Here is a 19,222-nt window from a genome sequence, read left to right on the forward strand (position 1 = left end):
TGAATGTACAAATGGCTGTAAAAATAATAACGCTCGAAAAGGAGTCGCGTTTATGCTCAAGCGCACAATTGGCCTGGGTCTTCTGTGTATGGCTAGTCATGCTTACAGTGCAAACATTATTGTCAATACTATCGATGATGAAGATGGTATCGAAAATGATAAATGCTCGCTGCGTGAAGCCATTGAACTGATCAATCGGACAGATGCAAACAACAAGATTCCAGAAGCAGGCTACGGCGGTTGCAATGGTAAAGAAGCAAGTCCTATCATTGTGCTTGAAACTGGCAAAACCTATACCTTAAATAAAGAAGTAGCCATTAAAAAAGCATTAAGTATTAATGTGCTGGATGAAGCTGGTAATGGTACTAAATATAATGGTGAAAATAATGCCATTATTCAGGCCAAAGGTACTCATCGGCTATTTACCATTGATGACAATAATCCGAATATCGCCAATCTTACAGTTATTATGGCGCAGGTGGATCTGGTTGGTTGTGGGACTGAAAAAGCTACGAGTGCATGTGCGCCAACTGGCGGCCTGATTTTTAACCGGGAAAATTTACAACTCAGTTTTTCACGACTTAAAGGTGGTATTGCTTCTGCAAATGGCGGCGCTATTTATAATGAAGGAATTGGAACAGGTTCTAGCGCTGGTGCAGCTGCTGGTCTCTTAACATTGACCAATGTTCTATTTCTGAACAATAAGGCGGCTCAAGGCGCAGCTATCTATAGTATCCAGCCCCGCTATGAGATTACAGGGTCAGTATTTCGCGATAATGAGGCAACAGCAGAAGAAGGTGCCATTGTATTCGTAAACCGTGCTGGTGATGCCACTACTACAAATGGTAATTCTACTACCGTAAGAACGGGAAATATCCGTAACTCTACATTCTTTTCCAATAAAGGCCGTGTTGCCAATTTGCTTGATGGCATGGTGATTAATAACAGTACTATTATTAAAAATACAGCTGGTATTTATTTAAATTCGGCGACTGGCTCAGCCAATCTTTCTAATAGTATCGTTGCTGGCAATGAAAGTAATGACTGTATTGTTGCTCAGGGCAATAAAGCGGTTACTAATAATCTGCTATACAATACAGGATGTGGTGCAGGCGAGTCAGATAACCCAAATAAAGATCTGGATACACTAAGTACCCCTATACAATTAATTGCGAATGCAGGGCTTAACGGTAGACTGGAAGGCAAATGTGATCAGCCACCAGCTGTAGGGCTACTATGTCCTTTTGCTACAGAAAAAGAAATCTTCAATGGATTTTTTAAGCCTCGGTTGCTGACCCAGTATTCTTCAATTTCAGACTCTCCCATTGTAAACCGCGGTAGGGTCATTAGTGGGGGAGGTACAACTAATACGCTAACTTGTGAAAGTACAGACCAGCGTGGTAGAGGTCGCGAAACTACTGTACTTTGTGATATTGGTTCTGTAGAGCTGGTTATTGAAGATCAAGGAAAAATTGGTCAGGATATTAAATATAATCAAATTGCTGAAATTGACTTGACAGATTCTTTGGGAGACGGGCAGCTTTGGCCTAAAGAATCATGTAATCAAGTATTCGAGGATCTTGATAATCCACCGGTTAGAAACGACTGGCAACCCGGGTGCTTACAATTTCTTCAAGGTAAAGAGGCTAAAAAAGGTAGCCTGATTCTTGATGAAAATGCTTTATTAAAATACACACCTTTTAAAAATTTTCATGGTAGTGATGATTTTTCCATTAAAGTGGTTACCACCACCAGCCGTTTTTCAGAAGGTGTCAATGACCGCAGTGTTACCTTACGCGGCACTGTAGTGCAGGAACCCGAAAACGATTTTCAAAATAAGTCAGTTAAAACATCAGGTGGCAGTACAGGAATCATAAGCCTATTGGGAATGCTCAGTCTCGTATGGATACGTCGCCGTTTACAAGGAGTAAAATAATGTATCGCAAGTCGTTATTAGCACTTGTTGTTCTGGCTGCATTACCTGTTACAGCAGCAACTGACAGAACCATATATGTCAGTACCTTCGAAGATGAAGATGGTGAAAATGCCAGTGCGTGTTCGTTGCGTGAAGCTATTTATGCAGCAACAACCAATCGTGCCTATGGTGGCTGTATTGCTGGCCAGCTTGACCTCACTGAAAAAATTAAATTAAAAGCAGGAATTTATCAGCTTAAGAGATCACTGGTTATTGGCTCTAACATGACGATTACAGGGGGCGATGCCGCCAACTTTGATAAAGTAGATCCATTTACTAATGTTTATCCTGCACGTAGTAGACTGGAAACAACCATTCAACCTGCTGATGGTTTGGCATTTACTCTGTTTGATAGTACAACTTCACGTAGCGTCTTAAGTTTGAATAATGTCATTTTGAAAAATGGCAAAAGTAACCGGGGCGGAGCAATACGAGCTGGAGGCACTGTAAATTTAAGCCGGGTACGCATTTCAAATTCCAGCGCAACTGATGTGGGTGGTGCTATTTATCTAGAGGGAAGTAGTGCTAATTTAAGTGTAACCGATAGTCTTTTTGATCAAAATACAGCAAGCCGAGGTGCTGTAATTGGCATGTCCTGCCTTGATAATGTTGCATGGACCCAGCATTCTATTTCTCTAGAGCGTACCAGTGTTTATGGGAATGGCTCAAATACTACTCAAAGCATTATTGATTATTGCGGCACTGTAATCAGTACTATTAGTTCTTCAACTATTGCAAATAATCAGGCCCGTAATAATATTATTAAGTACGTCCACAGTAATAATTATCCTTTGCATCCAAGCAGTGATTTAAATTTAGTTAGCAGTACTCTTGTAAAAAATACTGGAATTGCAACTTTACTTTATGACAATGTAGGATTCTTAAATATAAATAATAGTGTTATTGCTTATAACAGTGGTAAAAGTTGTAGCTATGCATTAGGTGCAGCAGAAGCTGCCAAGTTGGAAAAAAGTCAAATTGAATCAAGTTATAATGCATTAACCAAGCCAAGCGCTACTAATGTAAATGTAGGGGAGTGTGAGCTACCTGGACATCTTTATAAAGTAACTGGCGATAAAGATACTTTCGTTAATTTAATGTCTAATACATTTTCACAGGTACTAGCTCCTTTATACCTTGATGATAATAATCAGGTTCTAGAGTCAGCAGAGGGACTTTTTCCAGCTTACCTGCCTAGACGAAATATAGGTACTGGTGAAACTTTAATTGATAAGGGATCTAGCGGCTGTAGTTTAACGGATCAAAGGGGTTTAACACGCAGTAATACGTCTACTGATACTGATGCGACAACTTGTGATATTGGTGCTGTCGAGGTTGGTAAACTCAGAGCTGCAGATTTATTAAGCATGAGCAATGCTTCGCTGGTTGCCCCAATAGAACAGTATGAAGATAATATTAAATTTTATGAAAATATATATAATGATAAAAGCCTTGATTCCAAACTGGTAAATCGATATAAGGAACTCATTGATACAGAGAAAAAAGCCCTAGCAGCTTTCAAAGCAAGTCGTGCATACAGACAAGTTTATGCCAGTGTACTTGATACTAGTGTTGAGGAAGAAAAATACACTATTAAGAGTGATAAAATTGCGACTGAGCTACAAAAGTTCGGTAATGATTTTAGTAAAAATTATAAGATAGATAAGGTAGATGTTGAAGTTATTGGACGGGGTTCTGATCAATTCATTCAGACTAAAGATATTAGAGACATTAATGTTAAAGCGGCTGATAGCAACCTAATATGCACGTGGGATAAAGATTTGCGCCAAATTTTAATTCGGCGTACCGATAATTCTGGTATTTTAGCGGCCACTACACCAGCAGGTGAGTATGAGTATTGCAAATATACAATTAAGACTATAAATCCTCCTATTGTAAGCTCGACAGGGTATGTGCAGGCACGAATTGTCAATATTGCACCGATTGCCAAAGACGATCAATATGTCGTCAAATATGGTTCAGTAACGCCCGTTACGCTGGATGTTCTGGCCAACGATAATGATGATGGCGATGGTGGCTCAGACGTTGCAGATTATCCTGCAGGCTATCCAAAATTTTACCAAAATGCAGGGTCTGGAAGCTATGCCAATATCAAGCTGGTTACTAAGCCCACTTTGGGTACGCTAAAGTTTGAATATGAGCAGCCTTGTCCAGATAACTCAAATACACGCCCTGAAGAAACCTGTTACGGCGGTAAAATGACCTATACCCCAAAAAGCTCATTTTCAACCTTTAATGATTCTTTCATCTATAAAGTACTGGATCAAGATAGAGCTGAATCTAATGAAGCCACGGTGAAAATTATCAATACTGCAACCACTACTGATGATACTCGTGGAGATAGCGGTAGTAGTTCCGGAAGTAGTGGAAGTAGTAGTGGTGGCGGTTCTGTAGGATTATTTGGCTTACTGGGACTATTTGGCTTAGCATTTATGCGACGCAAGATGAACTAATATAATTCGTTCATAATAAAAAGCCCATCAATACGATGGGTTTTTTAATAACTTGAACATTTAATTAATCATATTTTTGCATAATTTTTTCACGCAATGCTTCACGCTTTTCGGGAGAATTGGCCGTTTTAAGCTGGGCTTTCCAGTGTTCACGTTCAGTATCACTCATGTTTTGCCAGACTTCCCGCATCCGCTGTTGCTGATCCTTAGGAAGCTGACTGAACCATTCCATGCGTTGCTGCAAATCCTGACGGTCTTTATCATCTAATTGACGTAAGGCCTGATAGGATTTTAATAATTCAGCGCGCTCTTCCGCACTTAGTTTTTGCCAAGTGGCTGGCATGGAGCTATCAGGCACAGATGCTTCTGATTTTTCTATTTTCTTTGTTGGATTTGCAGCCATGGCAGGCCCTGATAAACTCAGTATTAGCAATGCCAACATAGCATTAAAATAGTTAGCTGCCATATTTTTTGGTTTCCGTACCCAGCAGGCTAAGCATTTCTAGATCTTCAATCATTTGCGGTGAAAGCTTAGCGGTACTCATAGCCTGAGGTTCAACATTGGGTTGATGCGATAAGAGGTTTGGCACAAGGCTAATACCGGTAATGGCAGCAGCCAATGCAAAACCACCCATGGCCCAAACGTGCCGTTTTGCGGCTGGGCGTTGTTGAATGGCATGCATAACATGGTTTAACACCTGATCCTTTTCGGGATGATGCCTAGCCTGTTTTTCCAGTGTCTGAACAATTTTACTAATGAACGGATCATGGGGAGTCATCATAAGGTCCTCATGGTTATTCGGGATTAAATTGTGAAAGATGGAGGCGCAAGGTTTGTATGGCACGGTGGTAATGGGTTTTTACACTACCTTCGCTACAATCCATGATACTTGCTGTGGTTTTGGTATCCATATTTTCCCATGCCCGCAACATAAAGGCCTGTTGCTGTCGTAATGGAAGCCGGGATATGGCTTTCTGGATTTCCTGAAGCGTAAATTCCTGATTGAGAAATTCTGCCGGGTTAATATTCTGCTCATCTTCAATCAGTAAACTGGAGTCCAGTTCCTGGTCATCCTCTACAATACTGGGTCTTAGCCATGCAAACCGCTTTTGTTTGCGGGTTTCCTGTCTACGCCAATCCATTAAGCGGTTATTTAATATCGTATAAAACAGTGGTGTCCATTCTGAAGTAGGCCGCTTAGCATAGTGCTGGTGCAATGCAATAAAGCTTTCCTGAACCAGATCACGGGCAACATCATGGTGTCCCGTAGCCGCTTCCATCATGATCAGCGCACGACCACTGACCTGTTTGATAAACAGGCTTAGACGCTGCTCTATACTCTCGGTTGAGTCAGCAGTGGGGACATGCACATCAGACTTTGGAAAAGAATCCATGGGTATGGAATATCCCGTCACCATATATGCTCCATCAGTGGTCAGAATACAAATACAGTTCTATGTATCTATAACGTCTGTGGCCAATGGTGCGTTGACATCAAATTAAGGTTAGCTAAAAAAAGTTTAAACAATATGAACCAGATTGTCTAAAGACATCTGTAAGTAGAATTGATTACTAGGCAAGACGTTGGCGTACCATTTCAAACAGGCATATTGCACCCGCTATAGCAACATTCAGAGATTCCTGACCACCCGGTTGTGGAATGGCAATGCCTTCTGCGTGCTGCATTAACGTTTCACTTACGCCTTGGCCTTCATTACCCATGAGCCAGACACAGGGGTTTTGAAGATTTAATTGATACAGCGATTGCTGGGCATGCGAACTGGTCGCATATACAGGTAAGGAAAGGGCAGGTATAAAAGTTTCTAAAGCAATATGTTCAAAAATAGTCAGGCTGAACTGGGCGCCCATACCAGCCCGCAATACCCGTGGTGACCAGATTGCAGCGGTACCTTTGCTACAAATGACCTGTTTAATGCCTGCGGCAGCAGCGGTTCGGAGCAGAGTACCCACGTTGCCGGGATCCTGTAAATTTTCTAATACCAGCATGTCGCTGTATCGGTTAATGTCAGCAGGGGAACGTGGTGTTGGGATAATAGCCATGATATCAATGCCCGGCCCTAGTGTACGTACATCCTGATACAGGCTTTCTGTCAGTACATAGAGAGGTGCGTGGATATTCTGATCAAGCAGTTGCTGCACTTCGGGATTTTCCAGTGCCTGACGGGTCAGGTAAAACGCTTCAATGGGTTGCCCGGTTCTAAGATAAGCCTCTATTAAATGCACACCTTCAAGCACCGTTTGCTGTTGTTTTTTTCGGTAGCTGACTTGCTCGCACAAGCCGCGCAGGTGCTTAACCTTATTATTGTCTTTGGCTTGAATGTCGATAAAAGATAAACTCATTGGCAGATCGTCTGATTTTGAAAATAGTCTGGATTAAAAAGTAAGCTAATTTAAAACAGGAATTAAAAATGAGGGAGCTGGCTAAAAATTCAGCCAGCGCATCGTGGATATTACCAACCTGTATTAAGCTGAAGTGGTTTCCTGATGATAGCTCACCAGACGTTCTACTTCATTCTTGGAACCCAGAATTACTGGAATACGCTGGTGCAGGTCATTTGGTTTAACATCCAGAATGGGTAAGCGGCCAGTGCTGGCTGCACCACCAGCCTGTTCAATCAGCATGCCCATGGGATTGGCTTCATACATCAAACGTAAACGGCCAGCTTTGCTTGGGTCTTTCAGATCATAAGGGTACATGAAGATGCCACCACGCGTGAGGATGCGATGAATGTCACCTACCATGCAGGCCACCCAGCGCATATTGAAATCCTTGCCACGCACACCGGTTTTGCCTGCAATACACTCGTCAATATAACGTTTAACTGGCGCTTCCCAATGACGGGTATTGGAGCTGTTAATCGCAAATTCCTGAGTATCTTCAGGAATGCTCAAGCGTTCGGCTGTCAGGATAAACTCGCCAATATCACGATCCAGTGTAAAGACATCAACACCATCACTTAAGGTTAAAACCAGCATGGTAGACGGGCCATATAATACATAACCGGCTACAATCTGCTTGCGGCCTTCCTGCATGAAGTCTTCAAAGCAGGCTGCACTGGTACTCTGCTGTTGCAAAATAGAGAAAATAGTACCGACGCTCATGTTGATGTCAATATTGCTGGAGCCATCCAGTGGGTCAAACAATACCAGATATTTGGCATCATCATTGCCTGCAATCATTTCGTCCATTTCTTCGGATGCCAATGCTGCAACTTTGCCGCCGCTTAACAATGTATCTACCATCAGCACATTGGAAACCACATCCAGTTTCTTTTGGACTTCACCCTGTACATTATCGCTGCCAGCACTACCCAGCATATTGGCCAGTGCGCCTTTATGCAGTGCTGCACTAATGGCTTTACAGGCAATAGAAACCTGCACAATCAACTGGGTCAGGTCAGGAGTCAGATGCGCTAAACTTTGCTGTCGATCCAGTAAGTACTGATTCAAGGTAATATTAGACATCGGTTGCTCCTCAAGTGGTTCTAAGACAGTTTTTCTAAAATTAAATACAGGGTATGACACACGATTTTTGTACAAAAGCGGGTAGGCTATGCCCGTAAAAAACAGGCTGATCAATAAAAACAGGTTGCCTTTGCAACCTGTTGTGAATCCAGCCAGCTTTAAAGCGGGGCTATTATAAGTTAGTTAGGGGCACCTGCGCTGTAATTAATTTCAACACGGCGATTTTCTGCCCAGGCCGCATCGTTATGGCCTTCATTAACCGGTTGTTCCTTGCCATAGCTGACCGTATCAATCTGTTCATTACGTGCACCATTGGTCACCAAAAAGGCCTGTACCGATTTGGCACGACGCTCACCCAGTGCCATGTTGTATTCACGGGTACCACGTTCATCAGTATGACCAGTCAGGGTAACGCGAGCACCATTATTTTGGGACAGATAACGTGCATGCGCATTTAAGGTTGCCAGATCAGTTTGCGATAAATCACTGCTGTCATAATCAAAATGGACAACACGCGCTGCCAGAGCCTGACGAACTGCATCCATTGGACCATTACCATTTGCGCCACTGCCGTTCATACCGCTACTGTTAATGTCACCATTGTTGCCAAGACCGGTACTCGATGCACCAGTTCCTGCACCTGTATTGCTACCAGCTGTAGTGGTGGTGGTTGCAGAAGTAGCGGGTTTACGGTTGGCACAGCCGGTCATGGCGAGTGCAATTGCAAGACCAGGAATCATTAACGCGTGCATGGCTTTCAATGATGATGGGTACATGGTTAATCTCCAGTTCAAATTTTATATCAGTATCTACCTTAACGCTTCTCCACAACATTTCAATGACTTTTTACATTTTTTAAAAAAGAATCAAAGTGTTGTAGAGAAGCTTTATTGAAGGTGATTTCAAGCGCTTGCCACGTTAGCGACGTGGTGCCCAGGCTGGCTCCCGTACTTCACCCTGTTCACTGGGCAAACGCATTCTAAACCGGCCATCCACGGACATAATGGACAGCATGCCGCGACTGCCTTCACGGGTGGCATACACCACCATTTGACCATTAGGCGAGAAGCTGGGTGACTCATCCAGCGGTGTGGGCGTTAAAATACTGATGACACCAGAAGCCAGATCCTGTACTGCCACCTGATACTGGCTACCAGCTTTACGGTGTACCAGTGCCAGACTGCGGCCATCACTGCTTAAGGTGCCACGTGCATTAAACGGGCCAGAAAATGTCAGGCGGCGGGTGCTGCCGTCATCCAGGTCATAGCGATAAATTTGCGGTGTGCCGCCCCGGTCTGAAGTAAAGACAAACGATTTGCCATCGGGGCTATAACGTGCTTCGGTATCAATGGCGGTGTCACGGGTCAGGCGTGAAATGCGCTTGGTGGCGATGTTCATTTCATATACTTCAGGATTGCCATCCATGGAACCGGTAAACAGCATTTTTTGGCCATCCGGTGAAATGCTGGGCGCACCATTCAAGCCTTTAAACTGGGCCAGCACTTCACGTTGACCAGTGGCCAGATCCTGCAAATAAATAGCCGGACGCTTGGTTTCAAAGGAAACGTAAGCCAGCTTGCGTGCATCTGGTGACCAGGTAGGCGATAAAATAGGCTCTGGTGATTCCAGAATGGTTTTGGGCTGCTGGCCATCAGTATCGGCAATTTGCAGGGTGTACATGAGTTTGCCTGCTTCGCGATTACGCAGGACATAGGCAATCTGACCGGAAAAATCACCCTGAATACCGGTTAATGCCTGATAGATTTTATCGGCAATCAGGTGACCAGCTTCGCGCTGGCGACTGGCTGGCACTTGCAGCACTTCGCCCAGCAAACGGGTATTTTTCTTGACGTCAAACAGTTCATACTGAATTTGCAGGCCATCATCTGACGGCGTCACTTTACCTACCACCACATAGGGAATGCCGCTATTTTGCCATGTGGCAACATTGATTTCAGCACTGCTGGTAGGGCGTTCAGGCAGGTTAGTCGAGGCGCTGTTAAATTTGCCCGAACGCTGCAAGTCGCTTTGAACAATGGAATACACCACATTATCAGAAGCAAATGGCACCACTGCAATTTGCGGCGCTTCTTCAAAAGCTTTGGCGACTTCAAAAGTAAGGGCAGCGTGGGCGACTTGAGTTGTTAAAGCAGGCAAAAATGCACTGCTGGCAACAATGCAGGCAGTGAGTAAGCGTAATTTAAGCATGGTTTAGCAACTCCTTAAGTATTCGTGACTATTTTTTGATTGATTTTTGACTGGGCTACCATAGCAATTTTTTTCCATTATTTAAATGTGGGTTCAAGCCGCTGTGCCAGTTTGCGTGCTTCTGGATCATCCGGCATGTCATATGGTGCTGCTTGTTCAATCGCAGCGCGGATACTGGCATCACAGTCATCATTTCCACTTGACTTGGTGATGACGACCGAGGCGATCTGACCACTGGTAGTGAGGCTAATTCGTGCCTTGGCCGAGTTACCATCACAGCCTGCCGGTTTACGCCACGCACTTTTCATTCTATTCTGGAAACCTGCAGTTGAAACAGCAGCTACTTTTTTAGCTTCTGCCTTGGCATCGGCTTTCGCTTTTGCCTCACTCTCAGCTTTGTCGCGTGCATCATCTTCTGCTTTGCGCTTGGCATCTTCGGCCGCTTTTGCCTTAGCGTCATCTGCCTTACGTTTAGCATCTTCAGCAGCTTTCGCTTTTGCTTCATTCGCTGCTTTGGCTTTGGCATCAGCCGCGGCTTTTTGTTTGGCATCGGCATCTGCTTTTGCTTTGGCATCACTTGCAGCTTTCTTTTTAGCGTCGCTATCGGCTTTGGCTTTTGCCTCGGCGTTCGCTTTTCGTTTAGCCTCAGCATCAGATTTTGCCTTAGCATCAGCGTCGGCTTTACGTTTGGCATCAGCATTTGCTTTAGCCTGTGCATCCTGTGCCCGTTTTTTCTCGGTGTCTGCCTTGGCTTTTTCAGCATCTGCTTTGGCTTTGCGGTCAGCTTCGGCTGCCTTGCGTTTTTTCTCTTCAGCGGCTTTTGCTTTGGTTTCCTGCTCAGCCTTACGTGCCTGTTCAGCTTTACGCTTGGCGTCATCAGCCTGACGTTGAGTTTCTTCAGCTTGTTTCTTTTTTTGCTCAGCCGCTTTTTGCTTCTCTTGCTGTTTAGTTTCTTGTTGCTTACGCTTGGCTTCTGCAGCGGCGTTTGCTTTTGCTGCTTCTTGCGCTTTACGTTTGGTTTCAGCCTTTTCTTCAGCCGCTTTTAGTTTGGCATCTTGGGTAGCTTTGCGTTTGGCATCCAGTTCTGCCTGACGTTTAGCCTGCGCATCGGCTTTAGCTTGCTCAGCCTTGCGTTCAGCATCGGCTTTTGCTTGCTGTTGTTTGACTTCGGCTGCTTGTTGCGAGGCCTTTTCCTGTTGTTGCTTTTTCGCTTCAGCAGCTTGTTCCTGAGCCTGCTTTTGTTGTTCGGCTTTTTGCTCAGCTTGCTTTTTGCGGGTTTCAGCTTTTTGGGCTTCTGCTTGCTTAGCTGCATCACGTGCTTTTTGTTGGGCTTCCTGCTGTTTTTTCTGCTCAGCATCAGCTTGTTGTTTAGTCTTTTTTTGCTCAGCAGCTTTAAGGGCAGCCAGTTGTTCAGCCGTTGGGCCAGCAGGCTCAGGCTCCACAATGGGTGCTGGTTCAACCGCAGGTTCAGGCTCGGCTACTGGCTCTATGACTGGCTCTGTAACCGGTTCAGTTGCAGGGGCTTCATTTGAGGGAGGCGGAGTGGATGAAGCAGCACTATCCTGCATTTGTTCTAATTGTTCTGGAGTGACCAAAATCGCTTGCAATGGCTTGGGCGGAATGAGCGGATCACTTGTTCCAAAATACAGCAAACCACCCAGTAGACTGGCATGCAAAATCAGAGTAATAGCCAGTGGCAGGCGATTTTGTTTAAAAGACGATGGCAAAGGCCGTTTCATTGACATACGTGATTGCTAGCCTTGGGATTTTGGTTGGTCAGTGAGTAAGCCAACCTGACTCAGACCGGCCTCTTGTAGGGTGGACATGAGACCTACCACTTTACCGTAGGCCACATTTTCGTCGCCATTAACCAGTACCAGCAGTTTTTGCTGTTTTTGTTCGGCTTCACTTTGGGCTTCGGCCAGTCGGGTTTTCAGTTCATCGAGCGTTACTTGGTCAATATCATTACCGAATTTCAGGGAATACTGACCATCACTTTCAACTGTGACAATAGCAGGCTGGGTTTCAGACTGAAAAGGAGTACTCTTGGCTTGCGGTAAATCAACGGTAATGCCAGAAGTAATCATGGGAGCTGTCACCATAAAAATAACCAGCAATACCAGCATGACATCAATATAGGGCACTACATTCATATCACTTTTTAAGGGCTTTTTAATCCGGCCAAACGGGCTGCCTTGCAATGCCATAATCAGGCGTCCTCACGCAGGGAACCAGCCATCTGGTTGCTGGCCTGACTACCTGTACCGGTGCCATCAAGGGATTCACGCTGTAACAGTGCAGTCATTTCCTCGGCAAACAGGGCGCGCTGCTGATAAACTGCCTCAGACTTGGCGCTATAACGGTTATATGCCAGTACCGCAGGAATCGCTGCAAATAAACCAATCGCGGTAGCAATCAGGGCTTCGGCAATGCCTGGTGCTACCGTTGCCAGTGTGACCTGTTCAACCTGTGCCAAGCCAATAAACGCATTCATGATGCCCCAGACCGTACCAAACAGGCCCACATAAGGTGAAACCGAGCCAATGCTGGCCAGTGTTGATGCTCCCTGTTCCAGCACATTTTGTTCGCGCGACAGTGACACACGCAGCATGCGCTCTGTACCAGAAATAGTATCTTCACGACTGGCCTGACGTTTTTTCAGTTTTAAAAATTCGGTAAAGCCTTCGTAAAATACTGATTCAATTCCTTGGCGATGCGGGTGGGTCTGGGCATTTTTATAGAGGGTTTTTAAGTCTGCACCCGACCAGAAAATCTTTTCAAAGCTGCTATCCTGCTGGTTACTCTTGCGAAATGTCATTTCCAGTTTGGCAATTAAAAACCAGCCATAAATGGATGCCAGAAATAAGATCAGCATGACAATCTGAACCACCGGACTGGCATGCAGGATCAAATCAGAAATATTGAGTGATGTTGGAGTTGCAGTGGTCGGCATGGTTATTTCACAAAAATAAAAAGGGATAATGAAACTAAGGGGCTGATTTTACAATCAGATCATGGATAAATTCTGGAATTCTTCGGGGTTTTAACTGAGCATCCAGACAGGCTAGTGTAACGTTTGCAGAAGCCAGCAGCATTTCATCACGGTAAATATTTTGCTGCAAGGTAAATGATACTGATTTACACGAACTTACATCAACAGTCACAACCAGTAAATTATCCATAAAAATGGGCTTATGGTATTGCACATTGATCTGGTGTACCACAAATGAATAATCGTGCTGGTCCCAATAATGCTGGACACCCAGCGCGCGTAGCCATTCGGTGCGTGCCCGCTCAAAATAACGGATATGGTTGGCATGGTACACAATACCACCGGCATCGGTATCTTCAATATAAACCCGAATGGGAAACCGGAATGTAGTCAAGGCAAGCTCCTTTGTTTTACCGACTAAATTTTATTTAAGAGGTTTAAGCAAGTAGGGGAGGACTGTAACGTCAGTCTAAACAGGAATTAATGCAATAACATATTATAAGAATTTTGCAGTCAGCAAGTGTTAGTGTGTGATTAATTCATTAAATTAAGGCATTAATTAATGAAAAAAGTATTGAAGCTGCTTGAATCTGTGCGGGGCCTGAAGCAGTTTATAAACTTTTAAGATCATGTCAGTTTAAAGATCAAGGGCATTGAATTGTCGAAAGCTGCCAGACATATGACAACTTTCGATACCACGACAATTAGCAGTGATTACTGGCAATAGACATTGGCAGTACGTGGCGCATAAATACCAATGGTAATTACGCCCAGAATAATATCCATGGGTTCCTGTACGGTTTGAACTTTGGCCACTTTATCGGCACTGCCACAGATTTGTGCCGCATTAAGCGTTTTTTCCTGACCAATGCCCCAGAACAGGAACGATTGGGATTCAGAATGCTTAGGCACGGTTTGTGAATTTTTCTTGATTAAACCTGTTTGGGTGGCGCAACCGCTCGCCAATAAAGTACTGCCCATAACAACCGCTAATAGAATTTTTTTCATTGACTTATTCTCCAGTTATTTGCAGTAAACACGAATTTGACGCGGGGTAAATAAACCGTAGGTCAGATTACCCAGCAACCCGTTTAAAAAGGTCTGTTGCGTTTGAACTTTGGCAATCTTGTCAGCGCCATCACATACTTCAGCTGCATTTACTTCTTGTTCCTGACCAATACCGGAAACAAAGAAAGGCTGCATTTTATTGTATGACGGTGTGCTGTTTCCGCCATTCGCCATCAAATAAGTTTGTGTAGTACACCCGGAAGCCAGGATTGCAAGAAGGCTTGCAATTGCAATTTTTTTCATCTTTTACCCCAAATTGTAATTGTGCTTTACTTAAATTAACAAAGCGCACACATTCTACTTGAAGTGTCATGATGTTGGTATGGACGAAAATAAAAAAGATAAAGGCTGGAATAGCCTAAGTGTGAACTGGTGCACTGATATTTTGATTATTCAATTTGAATATGATTACAAGTTTTTTACAGCATGCTCAATTGAACCAGCTTGCCCTGAATAACAAGCTTAATTCTTGCCATTCAGGCCAGACATGGCTTTTCGCCTTGCAAGTGGGTGAGCTATCTTTAGCACTCAGGCATAGCCTTCGTCTTGCGCAGGGGCACGGCATGAGAACTTGCGGAATATATTACTCAAATGCAAGGCTTCTCCCTGCATTTGAGCGAAGCGCTCATCTTGCGCACTGCGTCTTGTACTTCGCTTAAATTACTAATTTAAACTCGTTTAGGACAGCAATTCTCAATTTCCGCTATTTCCTCGCTCAGGGGGTACCATGTCAAACTGGTAATAGGCCTGATTGGTGGCAATACGGCCACGTGCAGTGCGCATGGCAAAACCTTGCTGAATCAGGTAAGGCTCAATCACGTCTTCCAATGTACCACTATCTTCTGCCATGGCGGCGGCCAGTGCTTCAATACCGGCAGGCCCGCCATTAAAGCGTTCCAGCAGCATTTGCAAATAACGGCGATCCAGCGTATCCAGTCCGTTTTTATCCACGTTGAGCATATCCAATGCGCGCTGGGCAATATCCTGTGTGACTTCGCCATTGCCTTTGACTTCGGCATAATCACGCACGCGACGCAGCAAGCGGTTGGCAATACGCGGTGTGCCACGGGCGCGTCGGGCAATTTCCTGAGCGCCATCTGGGGTCATGGGAATACCCATCAGGCTGGCCGAGCGATGCACAATATGAGTGAGGTCGGCAACCGAATAAAATTCCAGTCGTTGCACAATCCCAAAACGGTCACGCAGCGGCGAGGTCAATAAACCGGCGCGTGTCGTTGCTGCCACCAGTGTAAAAGGAGGCAGGTCGAGCTTAATGGAACGCGCCGCCGGGCCTTCACCAATCATGATATCCAGCTGGTAATCTTCCATGGCCGGATACAGGATTTCCTCAATCACAGGCGACAGGCGATGGATTTCATCAATAAACAGCACATCGCCATGCTCAAGGTTGGTTAGCAGGGCAGCCAGGTCACCTGCACGCTCCAGCACCGGGCCAGAGGTGGATTTTAAGTTGCCGCCCATTTCACGGGCAATAATATTGGCCAGTGTGGTTTTACCCAAACCCGGCGGACCAAAAATCAGGGTGTGATCCAGCGCTTCCTGACGGCTGCGTGCCGCATGAATAAAAATTTCCATTTGTTCACGCACAACCGGCTGCCCTACATAGTCTTCCAGACTGGTAGGACGAATCGCACGATCAAAATGATCTTCTGGCTTTTCAGTGGCCGTAATTAATCGATCTTGCATGATTCCTCACCTAATTTTTTGCTCAACCTTCTCACTCAATCATTATGTGAAATAGGCTTACTTAATCACTTATTGCTTCATCATTGACTTTAGGGCAGCACGAATCAGGTCAGCCGTTTCAGTGAATTCACTTTTTACGGCGCCAATGGCTTTTTGCGCTTCGAGCGGTTTATAGCCTAAAGAAACTAGCGCTGCTTCGGCTTCGGCCACCGGTGAAACGCTGGTGATGCCAAACTGATGGCTGCCCAGACTACTACCATCGCTACCACTGCTGCTTAAATTTTGCAGGCGATCACGCAGCTCAATCACCAGACGCTCGGCGGTTTTTTTGCCAACGCCAGGAATGCGGGTTAGGGTTGTCACGTCCTGCATGTCAATCGCCTGAATCATCATGGCGCTGCTCATGCTGGATAAAATGCTGAGTGCTAGCTTTGGCCCAACGCCATTAACCTTAATCAAGGTACGAAACAGGGCTTTGTCGGTGGTGTCAGAAAAGCCGTATAGCAAATGCGCATCTTCACGTACCACCAGATGGGTCCATAGGGTTACATTCTGGCCGGGATTAAGCTGGCAAAAAGTGGACAGTGGCGTGTCAATTTCATAACCCACACCGTTGACTTCCAGTAAAACTACCGGCGCTTCCAGTGCGCGCACCACACCAGTTAGGGAACCAATCATATAAATACTCAAAGAAAAATGAATGTGACAACAAAGTGGCTTAACCTGGATTATCCGTTAAAGCAGGGTAACCCGGTTGCCTTGTAGTTCCTGTGACAGTCCATAGGCCTGATGGTCTGACAAGCTGCTGAGCATATCCAGAATCTGCATGATGTTGTGATAATGAAAGCTAGGGTCTTCATTCAGCACCGCGCCATGCGCGTGTAAAATATGCATCAGGCGCTGTTCTCGAAAACTTAAATGATGCTGCTTAACTGCCAGCGGCATAAACGCATCCAGCAGTATATGCAAACTGGAATTGGCTACCAGCTCCAGACGCGCTTTTTGCGGATGGGTAAAAATCCGCTCACGGGCCAGATTTTTGGCAGCTTCCACACCATGACACAAATCTGGGGGGCAGTGATCCAGCAAACTGCCTTTAAGCTGTCCAGCCAGAATCTGGTCATGCTGGCGCTTAAAGGCATCGGTTACTTCATCCACCAGCCGTTTCATGGCACGGCCGCGTAGGGCAGCCAGTTTTTGTGGAATGGGCACATTACGGCTAATTTCATCCGGTGCGCCATAATCGGCGATTAACGTTAAAAACAGTGGCTCGACTTCATGATAGTGCAGCATGCCCAATTGCAAGCCATCTTCCAGATCAATCAGTGCATAGCAAATGTCATCTGCTGCTTCCAGCAAATAAGTCAGCGGATGGCGGCAAAACTGATAATCACCAGTTTGAATCAGGCCCAGATGCTCGGCAATTTCCTGCAAAATGCCTTTTTCACTCTGGTAACAGCCAAACTTGGCACGTTTATGCGAGGGATGCAGGCTGGCTGGATCAAGCGGTTTTGCCAGCCATGGATATTTTAAATAAGCGCCCAGCGTGGCATAAGTCAGGCGCATACCGCCATCATCGGGGTGATATTCCAGCCGGCTGAGTACGCGTAAACCCTGAGCATTGCCTTCAAACTGGCATACATCAGCGCGCTGTTCTGCGGTTAGTGAAATCAGCAAATGCTGGTGTTTCGGGTCTTCAAACCAGTCACGAATTGCATATTCACCTGCATGGCCAAATGGCGGATTACCAATATCATGGGCCAGACAGGCTGCCTGAATAATCGCGCCAACATCGGCCACATCAATCCATGCAGGCAATTCATCGCGGATTTTTTCAGCGGCCAGCATTCCCAGTGAGCGGCCAATACAGGACACTTCCAGCGAATGGGTCAGGCGGGTGTGAATCCCATCGTTTTGGGTGAGGGGATGCACCTGCGTCTTGCGGTTGAGTTGCCGAAAACTGCTGGAAAAGATAATCCGGTCATAATCCTTATGAAAGGCAGTACGGCCCTGCTCACCGCTTTTATCTGATGTGCGGTTTTTTTTACTACCCAGCCGAATGGGGGAAAGTAGCTGTGCCCAACGCATGACTTGCATAGAATGTAATAGTATTATTCAGAAGGCTAATTATAACTGATCATGCCAAAAATTATCCGCTTATGCGAGGCTTGCAGAAGTTAGAAGCGTCAAAATATGACGTACTTGAGCTGGAGGTTGCTTCGGTTAGTTAGTAAAAAATACAAGTTATTTTAACAAAAACATATTATTTTACTGATAAATATTGCTAAAAACGCTTTGGCCTACCCAATTTTCCAGCTTTTAGCAAAATAGATAAAAATCTTACTATAAAACAGTGTGATTCATTACGACATACAGATGATGAGACAGGCATGCTGGCTTCACAAAGAGAGCAATGCACCTGAAATAAAAGTTTTGAATTTATCTCAAGTCATTGATCAAGTTTAAAAAGTGGAGTCAAAATATGCTATTCCGTACAAAAACATTGTTTGCCGTTTCAACCTTGTCTCTGGCGCTTGCCAGTTCAGCGTTTGCTGCCAGCCTTGATAGCCAGAATAACGCCACTGTTAAAGTAGGCAATGCCAACGCTGGAGTATCCATTAATGCCAATGCTGATGCAAAAGGTAGTGGGGTATTAAGCGGTATTAAGAGCCTAGGCTCCAGTGCTGTAAATGGCCTTGAAAAAGCCGGTGGGGTTGTGGTTAATGAAACTAAATCTGCTACCACTTATGTAGGCGACAAAACCGAAGCAGCATGGGATAAAACCAAGCAAACGGGTGCAACTGTAACGGATCGGGCTGTTGATGGCACTCGCAAAACTGCGCATACCACGGTAGAAACCAGTAAACGTATTAGTGCCAATGTGGCGGACAAAGCTGGCAATGCCAAAGATGCCACGGTTAGCACAAGCAAAAAGGCCTATGACAAAACTGTTAATGGCAGCAAAACACTGGTCAGTAAAACCAGCCAAAAGATCCATTCTGGTGTGGAAAAAACCAAACAGCAAGTCAATACACCTGATGCCAGCGTTAAGGTAAGTCATCAGGCTCATGTCAATACTGGCATCGGCAAGGTCGGCACCCAAGGCCATGCGCATGTAGATGCCCGTTAAGTGACACAGTCTTAAGTGGCATAGCCTTAAGTAATGGCACATATAAGACATACCAAAAAGGGAGCTTCGGCTCTCTTTTTTTAAAACTAACCCAGAATTATTAAAATAAAGAAAGCAAAAATATAGCGCTTAAAATGTGACCACTACAAATGAAAGCCTAGCTGATTTGATCATTTGCGCG

General features: G+C 45.1%; 19 protein-coding genes. 3 read left to right on the forward strand and 16 right to left on the reverse strand.

Annotated elements, in window-relative coordinates:
* The first annotated feature begins 52 nt into the window (after positions 1-52).
* The gene (gene rbtA, locus BKE30_RS04265) at positions 53-1,936 is read left to right on the forward strand and encodes a rhombotarget A (protein WP_076877392.1); all 1,884 of its coding nucleotides are present in this window, start codon (positions 53-55) and stop codon (positions 1,934-1,936) included.
* Entirely contained in the window at positions 1,936-4,449 is a 2,514-nt protein-coding gene (locus BKE30_RS04270; RefSeq protein ID WP_076877393.1) for a CSLREA domain-containing protein, read from the forward strand. The genes rbtA and BKE30_RS04270 overlap by 1 nt, the downstream gene beginning before the upstream one ends.
* Before the next feature lie 64 nt (positions 4,450-4,513).
* Here BKE30_RS04270 and BKE30_RS04275 read toward each other — a convergent pair whose 3' ends face one another.
* The 16 genes from BKE30_RS04275 to BKE30_RS04350 form a co-directional block, all read right to left on the reverse strand.
* Positions 4,514-4,852 carry a DUF3106 domain-containing protein gene (locus tag BKE30_RS04275; RefSeq protein WP_158073156.1) on the reverse strand — a complete coding sequence of 113 codons (339 nt, stop codon included), beginning with the start codon at positions 4,850-4,852 and terminating at the stop codon, positions 4,514-4,516.
* Between the two features lie 52 nt (positions 4,853-4,904).
* Positions 4,905-5,231: a hypothetical protein gene (locus BKE30_RS04280; protein ID WP_143253643.1), complete on the reverse strand. Its 327-nt coding sequence runs from the start codon at positions 5,229-5,231 to the stop codon at positions 4,905-4,907.
* A gap of 13 nt (positions 5,232-5,244) precedes the next feature.
* Complete coding sequence (locus BKE30_RS04285) at positions 5,245-5,865, reverse strand: RNA polymerase sigma factor (protein ID WP_076877470.1); 621 nt, start codon at positions 5,863-5,865, stop codon at positions 5,245-5,247.
* A 157-nt stretch (positions 5,866-6,022) separates the two neighbouring features.
* Positions 6,023-6,811 (reverse strand): TrmH family RNA methyltransferase, encoded by a 789-nt coding sequence (locus tag BKE30_RS04290; protein WP_076877396.1) that lies wholly within the window; start codon positions 6,809-6,811, stop codon positions 6,023-6,025.
* Positions 6,812-6,934: 123 nt separating this feature from the next.
* Positions 6,935-7,936 (reverse strand): class 1 fructose-bisphosphatase, encoded by a 1,002-nt coding sequence (locus tag BKE30_RS04295; protein WP_076877397.1) that lies wholly within the window; start codon positions 7,934-7,936, stop codon positions 6,935-6,937.
* 179 nt (positions 7,937-8,115) lie between these two features.
* Positions 8,116-8,697, reverse strand: a complete 582-nt coding sequence (gene pal / locus BKE30_RS04300; RefSeq protein ID WP_076877471.1) for a peptidoglycan-associated lipoprotein Pal — start codon at positions 8,695-8,697, stop codon at positions 8,116-8,118.
* A gap of 157 nt (positions 8,698-8,854) precedes the next feature.
* The gene (tolB, locus tag BKE30_RS04305) at positions 8,855-10,144 is read right to left on the reverse strand and encodes a Tol-Pal system beta propeller repeat protein TolB (protein ID WP_076877398.1); all 1,290 of its coding nucleotides are present in this window, start codon (positions 10,142-10,144) and stop codon (positions 8,855-8,857) included.
* Between the two features lie 77 nt (positions 10,145-10,221).
* A complete protein-coding gene (gene tolA / locus BKE30_RS04310) occupies positions 10,222-11,889 on the reverse strand; it encodes a cell envelope integrity protein TolA (RefSeq protein ID WP_227518339.1) in 1,668 nt (555 codons plus the stop codon).
* Between the two features lie 9 nt (positions 11,890-11,898).
* The gene (gene tolR, locus BKE30_RS04315; protein ID WP_076877400.1) at positions 11,899-12,351 is read right to left on the reverse strand and encodes a protein TolR; all 453 of its coding nucleotides are present in this window, start codon (positions 12,349-12,351) and stop codon (positions 11,899-11,901) included.
* 2 nt (positions 12,352-12,353) lie between these two features.
* On the reverse strand, positions 12,354-13,097 hold the full coding sequence (tolQ, locus tag BKE30_RS04320) for a protein TolQ (protein WP_076877401.1): 744 nt from the start codon (positions 13,095-13,097) through the stop codon (positions 12,354-12,356).
* A gap of 34 nt (positions 13,098-13,131) precedes the next feature.
* The gene (gene ybgC, locus BKE30_RS04325; protein WP_076877402.1) at positions 13,132-13,530 is read right to left on the reverse strand and encodes a tol-pal system-associated acyl-CoA thioesterase; all 399 of its coding nucleotides are present in this window, start codon (positions 13,528-13,530) and stop codon (positions 13,132-13,134) included.
* Between the two features lie 320 nt (positions 13,531-13,850).
* On the reverse strand, positions 13,851-14,144 hold the full coding sequence (locus BKE30_RS04330; protein ID WP_076877403.1) for a Bor family protein: 294 nt from the start codon (positions 14,142-14,144) through the stop codon (positions 13,851-13,853).
* 15 nt (positions 14,145-14,159) lie between these two features.
* Positions 14,160-14,447, reverse strand: coding sequence for a Bor family protein (locus BKE30_RS04335; RefSeq protein WP_076877404.1), 288 nt, complete (start codon positions 14,445-14,447; stop codon positions 14,160-14,162).
* 450 nt (positions 14,448-14,897) lie between these two features.
* Positions 14,898-15,911, reverse strand: coding sequence for a Holliday junction branch migration DNA helicase RuvB (gene ruvB, locus BKE30_RS04340; protein WP_076877405.1), 1,014 nt, complete (start codon positions 15,909-15,911; stop codon positions 14,898-14,900).
* Positions 15,912-15,980: 69 nt separating this feature from the next.
* Positions 15,981-16,589, reverse strand: a complete 609-nt coding sequence (gene ruvA, locus BKE30_RS04345; protein WP_076877472.1) for a Holliday junction branch migration protein RuvA — start codon at positions 16,587-16,589, stop codon at positions 15,981-15,983.
* A 57-nt stretch (positions 16,590-16,646) separates the two neighbouring features.
* The gene (locus BKE30_RS04350) at positions 16,647-18,008 is read right to left on the reverse strand and encodes a deoxyguanosinetriphosphate triphosphohydrolase (protein ID WP_076877406.1); all 1,362 of its coding nucleotides are present in this window, start codon (positions 18,006-18,008) and stop codon (positions 16,647-16,649) included.
* Between the two features lie 385 nt (positions 18,009-18,393).
* On the opposite strand from BKE30_RS04350, the gene BKE30_RS04355 reads away from it, so the two are divergent.
* Complete coding sequence (locus BKE30_RS04355; protein WP_076877407.1) at positions 18,394-19,041, forward strand: hypothetical protein; 648 nt, start codon at positions 18,394-18,396, stop codon at positions 19,039-19,041.
* Positions 19,042-19,222 lie beyond the last annotated feature (181 nt).

The organism is Alkanindiges hydrocarboniclasticus, assembly GCF_001982605.1.
Classification (GTDB): domain Bacteria; phylum Pseudomonadota; class Gammaproteobacteria; order Pseudomonadales; family Moraxellaceae; genus Alkanindiges; species Alkanindiges hydrocarboniclasticus.

Bases quoted from the DNA above. Each gene is read 5' to 3' on its own strand.
- rbtA (WP_076877392.1), top strand. From the start codon at position 53: ATGCTCAAGCGCACAATTGGCCTGGGTCTTCTGTGTATGGCTAGTCAT.
- BKE30_RS04270 (WP_076877393.1), top strand. From the start codon at position 1,936: ATGTATCGCAAGTCGTTATTAGCACTTGTTGTTCTGGCTGCATTACCT.
- BKE30_RS04275 (WP_158073156.1), bottom strand. From the start codon at position 4,852: ATGGCTGCAAATCCAACAAAGAAAATAGAAAAATCAGAAGCATCTGTG.
- BKE30_RS04280 (WP_143253643.1), bottom strand. From the start codon at position 5,231: ATGATGACTCCCCATGATCCGTTCATTAGTAAAATTGTTCAGACACTG.
- BKE30_RS04290 (WP_076877396.1), bottom strand. From the start codon at position 6,811: ATGAGTTTATCTTTTATCGACATTCAAGCCAAAGACAATAATAAGGTT.
- BKE30_RS04295 (WP_076877397.1), bottom strand. From the start codon at position 7,936: ATGTCTAATATTACCTTGAATCAGTACTTACTGGATCGACAGCAAAGT.
- tolB (WP_076877398.1), bottom strand. From the start codon at position 10,144: ATGCTTAAATTACGCTTACTCACTGCCTGCATTGTTGCCAGCAGTGCA.
- tolA (WP_227518339.1), bottom strand. From the start codon at position 11,889: ATGTCAATGAAACGGCCTTTGCCATCGTCTTTTAAACAAAATCGCCTG.
- tolR (WP_076877400.1), bottom strand. From the start codon at position 12,351: ATGGCATTGCAAGGCAGCCCGTTTGGCCGGATTAAAAAGCCCTTAAAA.
- tolQ (WP_076877401.1), bottom strand. From the start codon at position 13,097: ATGCCGACCACTGCAACTCCAACATCACTCAATATTTCTGATTTGATC.
- BKE30_RS04330 (WP_076877403.1), bottom strand. From the start codon at position 14,144: ATGAAAAAAATTCTATTAGCGGTTGTTATGGGCAGTACTTTATTGGCG.
- BKE30_RS04335 (WP_076877404.1), bottom strand. From the start codon at position 14,447: ATGAAAAAAATTGCAATTGCAAGCCTTCTTGCAATCCTGGCTTCCGGG.
- ruvB (WP_076877405.1), bottom strand. From the start codon at position 15,911: ATGCAAGATCGATTAATTACGGCCACTGAAAAGCCAGAAGATCATTTT.
- ruvA (WP_076877472.1), bottom strand. From the start codon at position 16,589: ATGATTGGTTCCCTAACTGGTGTGGTGCGCGCACTGGAAGCGCCGGTA.
- BKE30_RS04350 (WP_076877406.1), bottom strand. From the start codon at position 18,008: ATGCAAGTCATGCGTTGGGCACAGCTACTTTCCCCCATTCGGCTGGGT.
- BKE30_RS04355 (WP_076877407.1), top strand. From the start codon at position 18,394: ATGCTATTCCGTACAAAAACATTGTTTGCCGTTTCAACCTTGTCTCTG.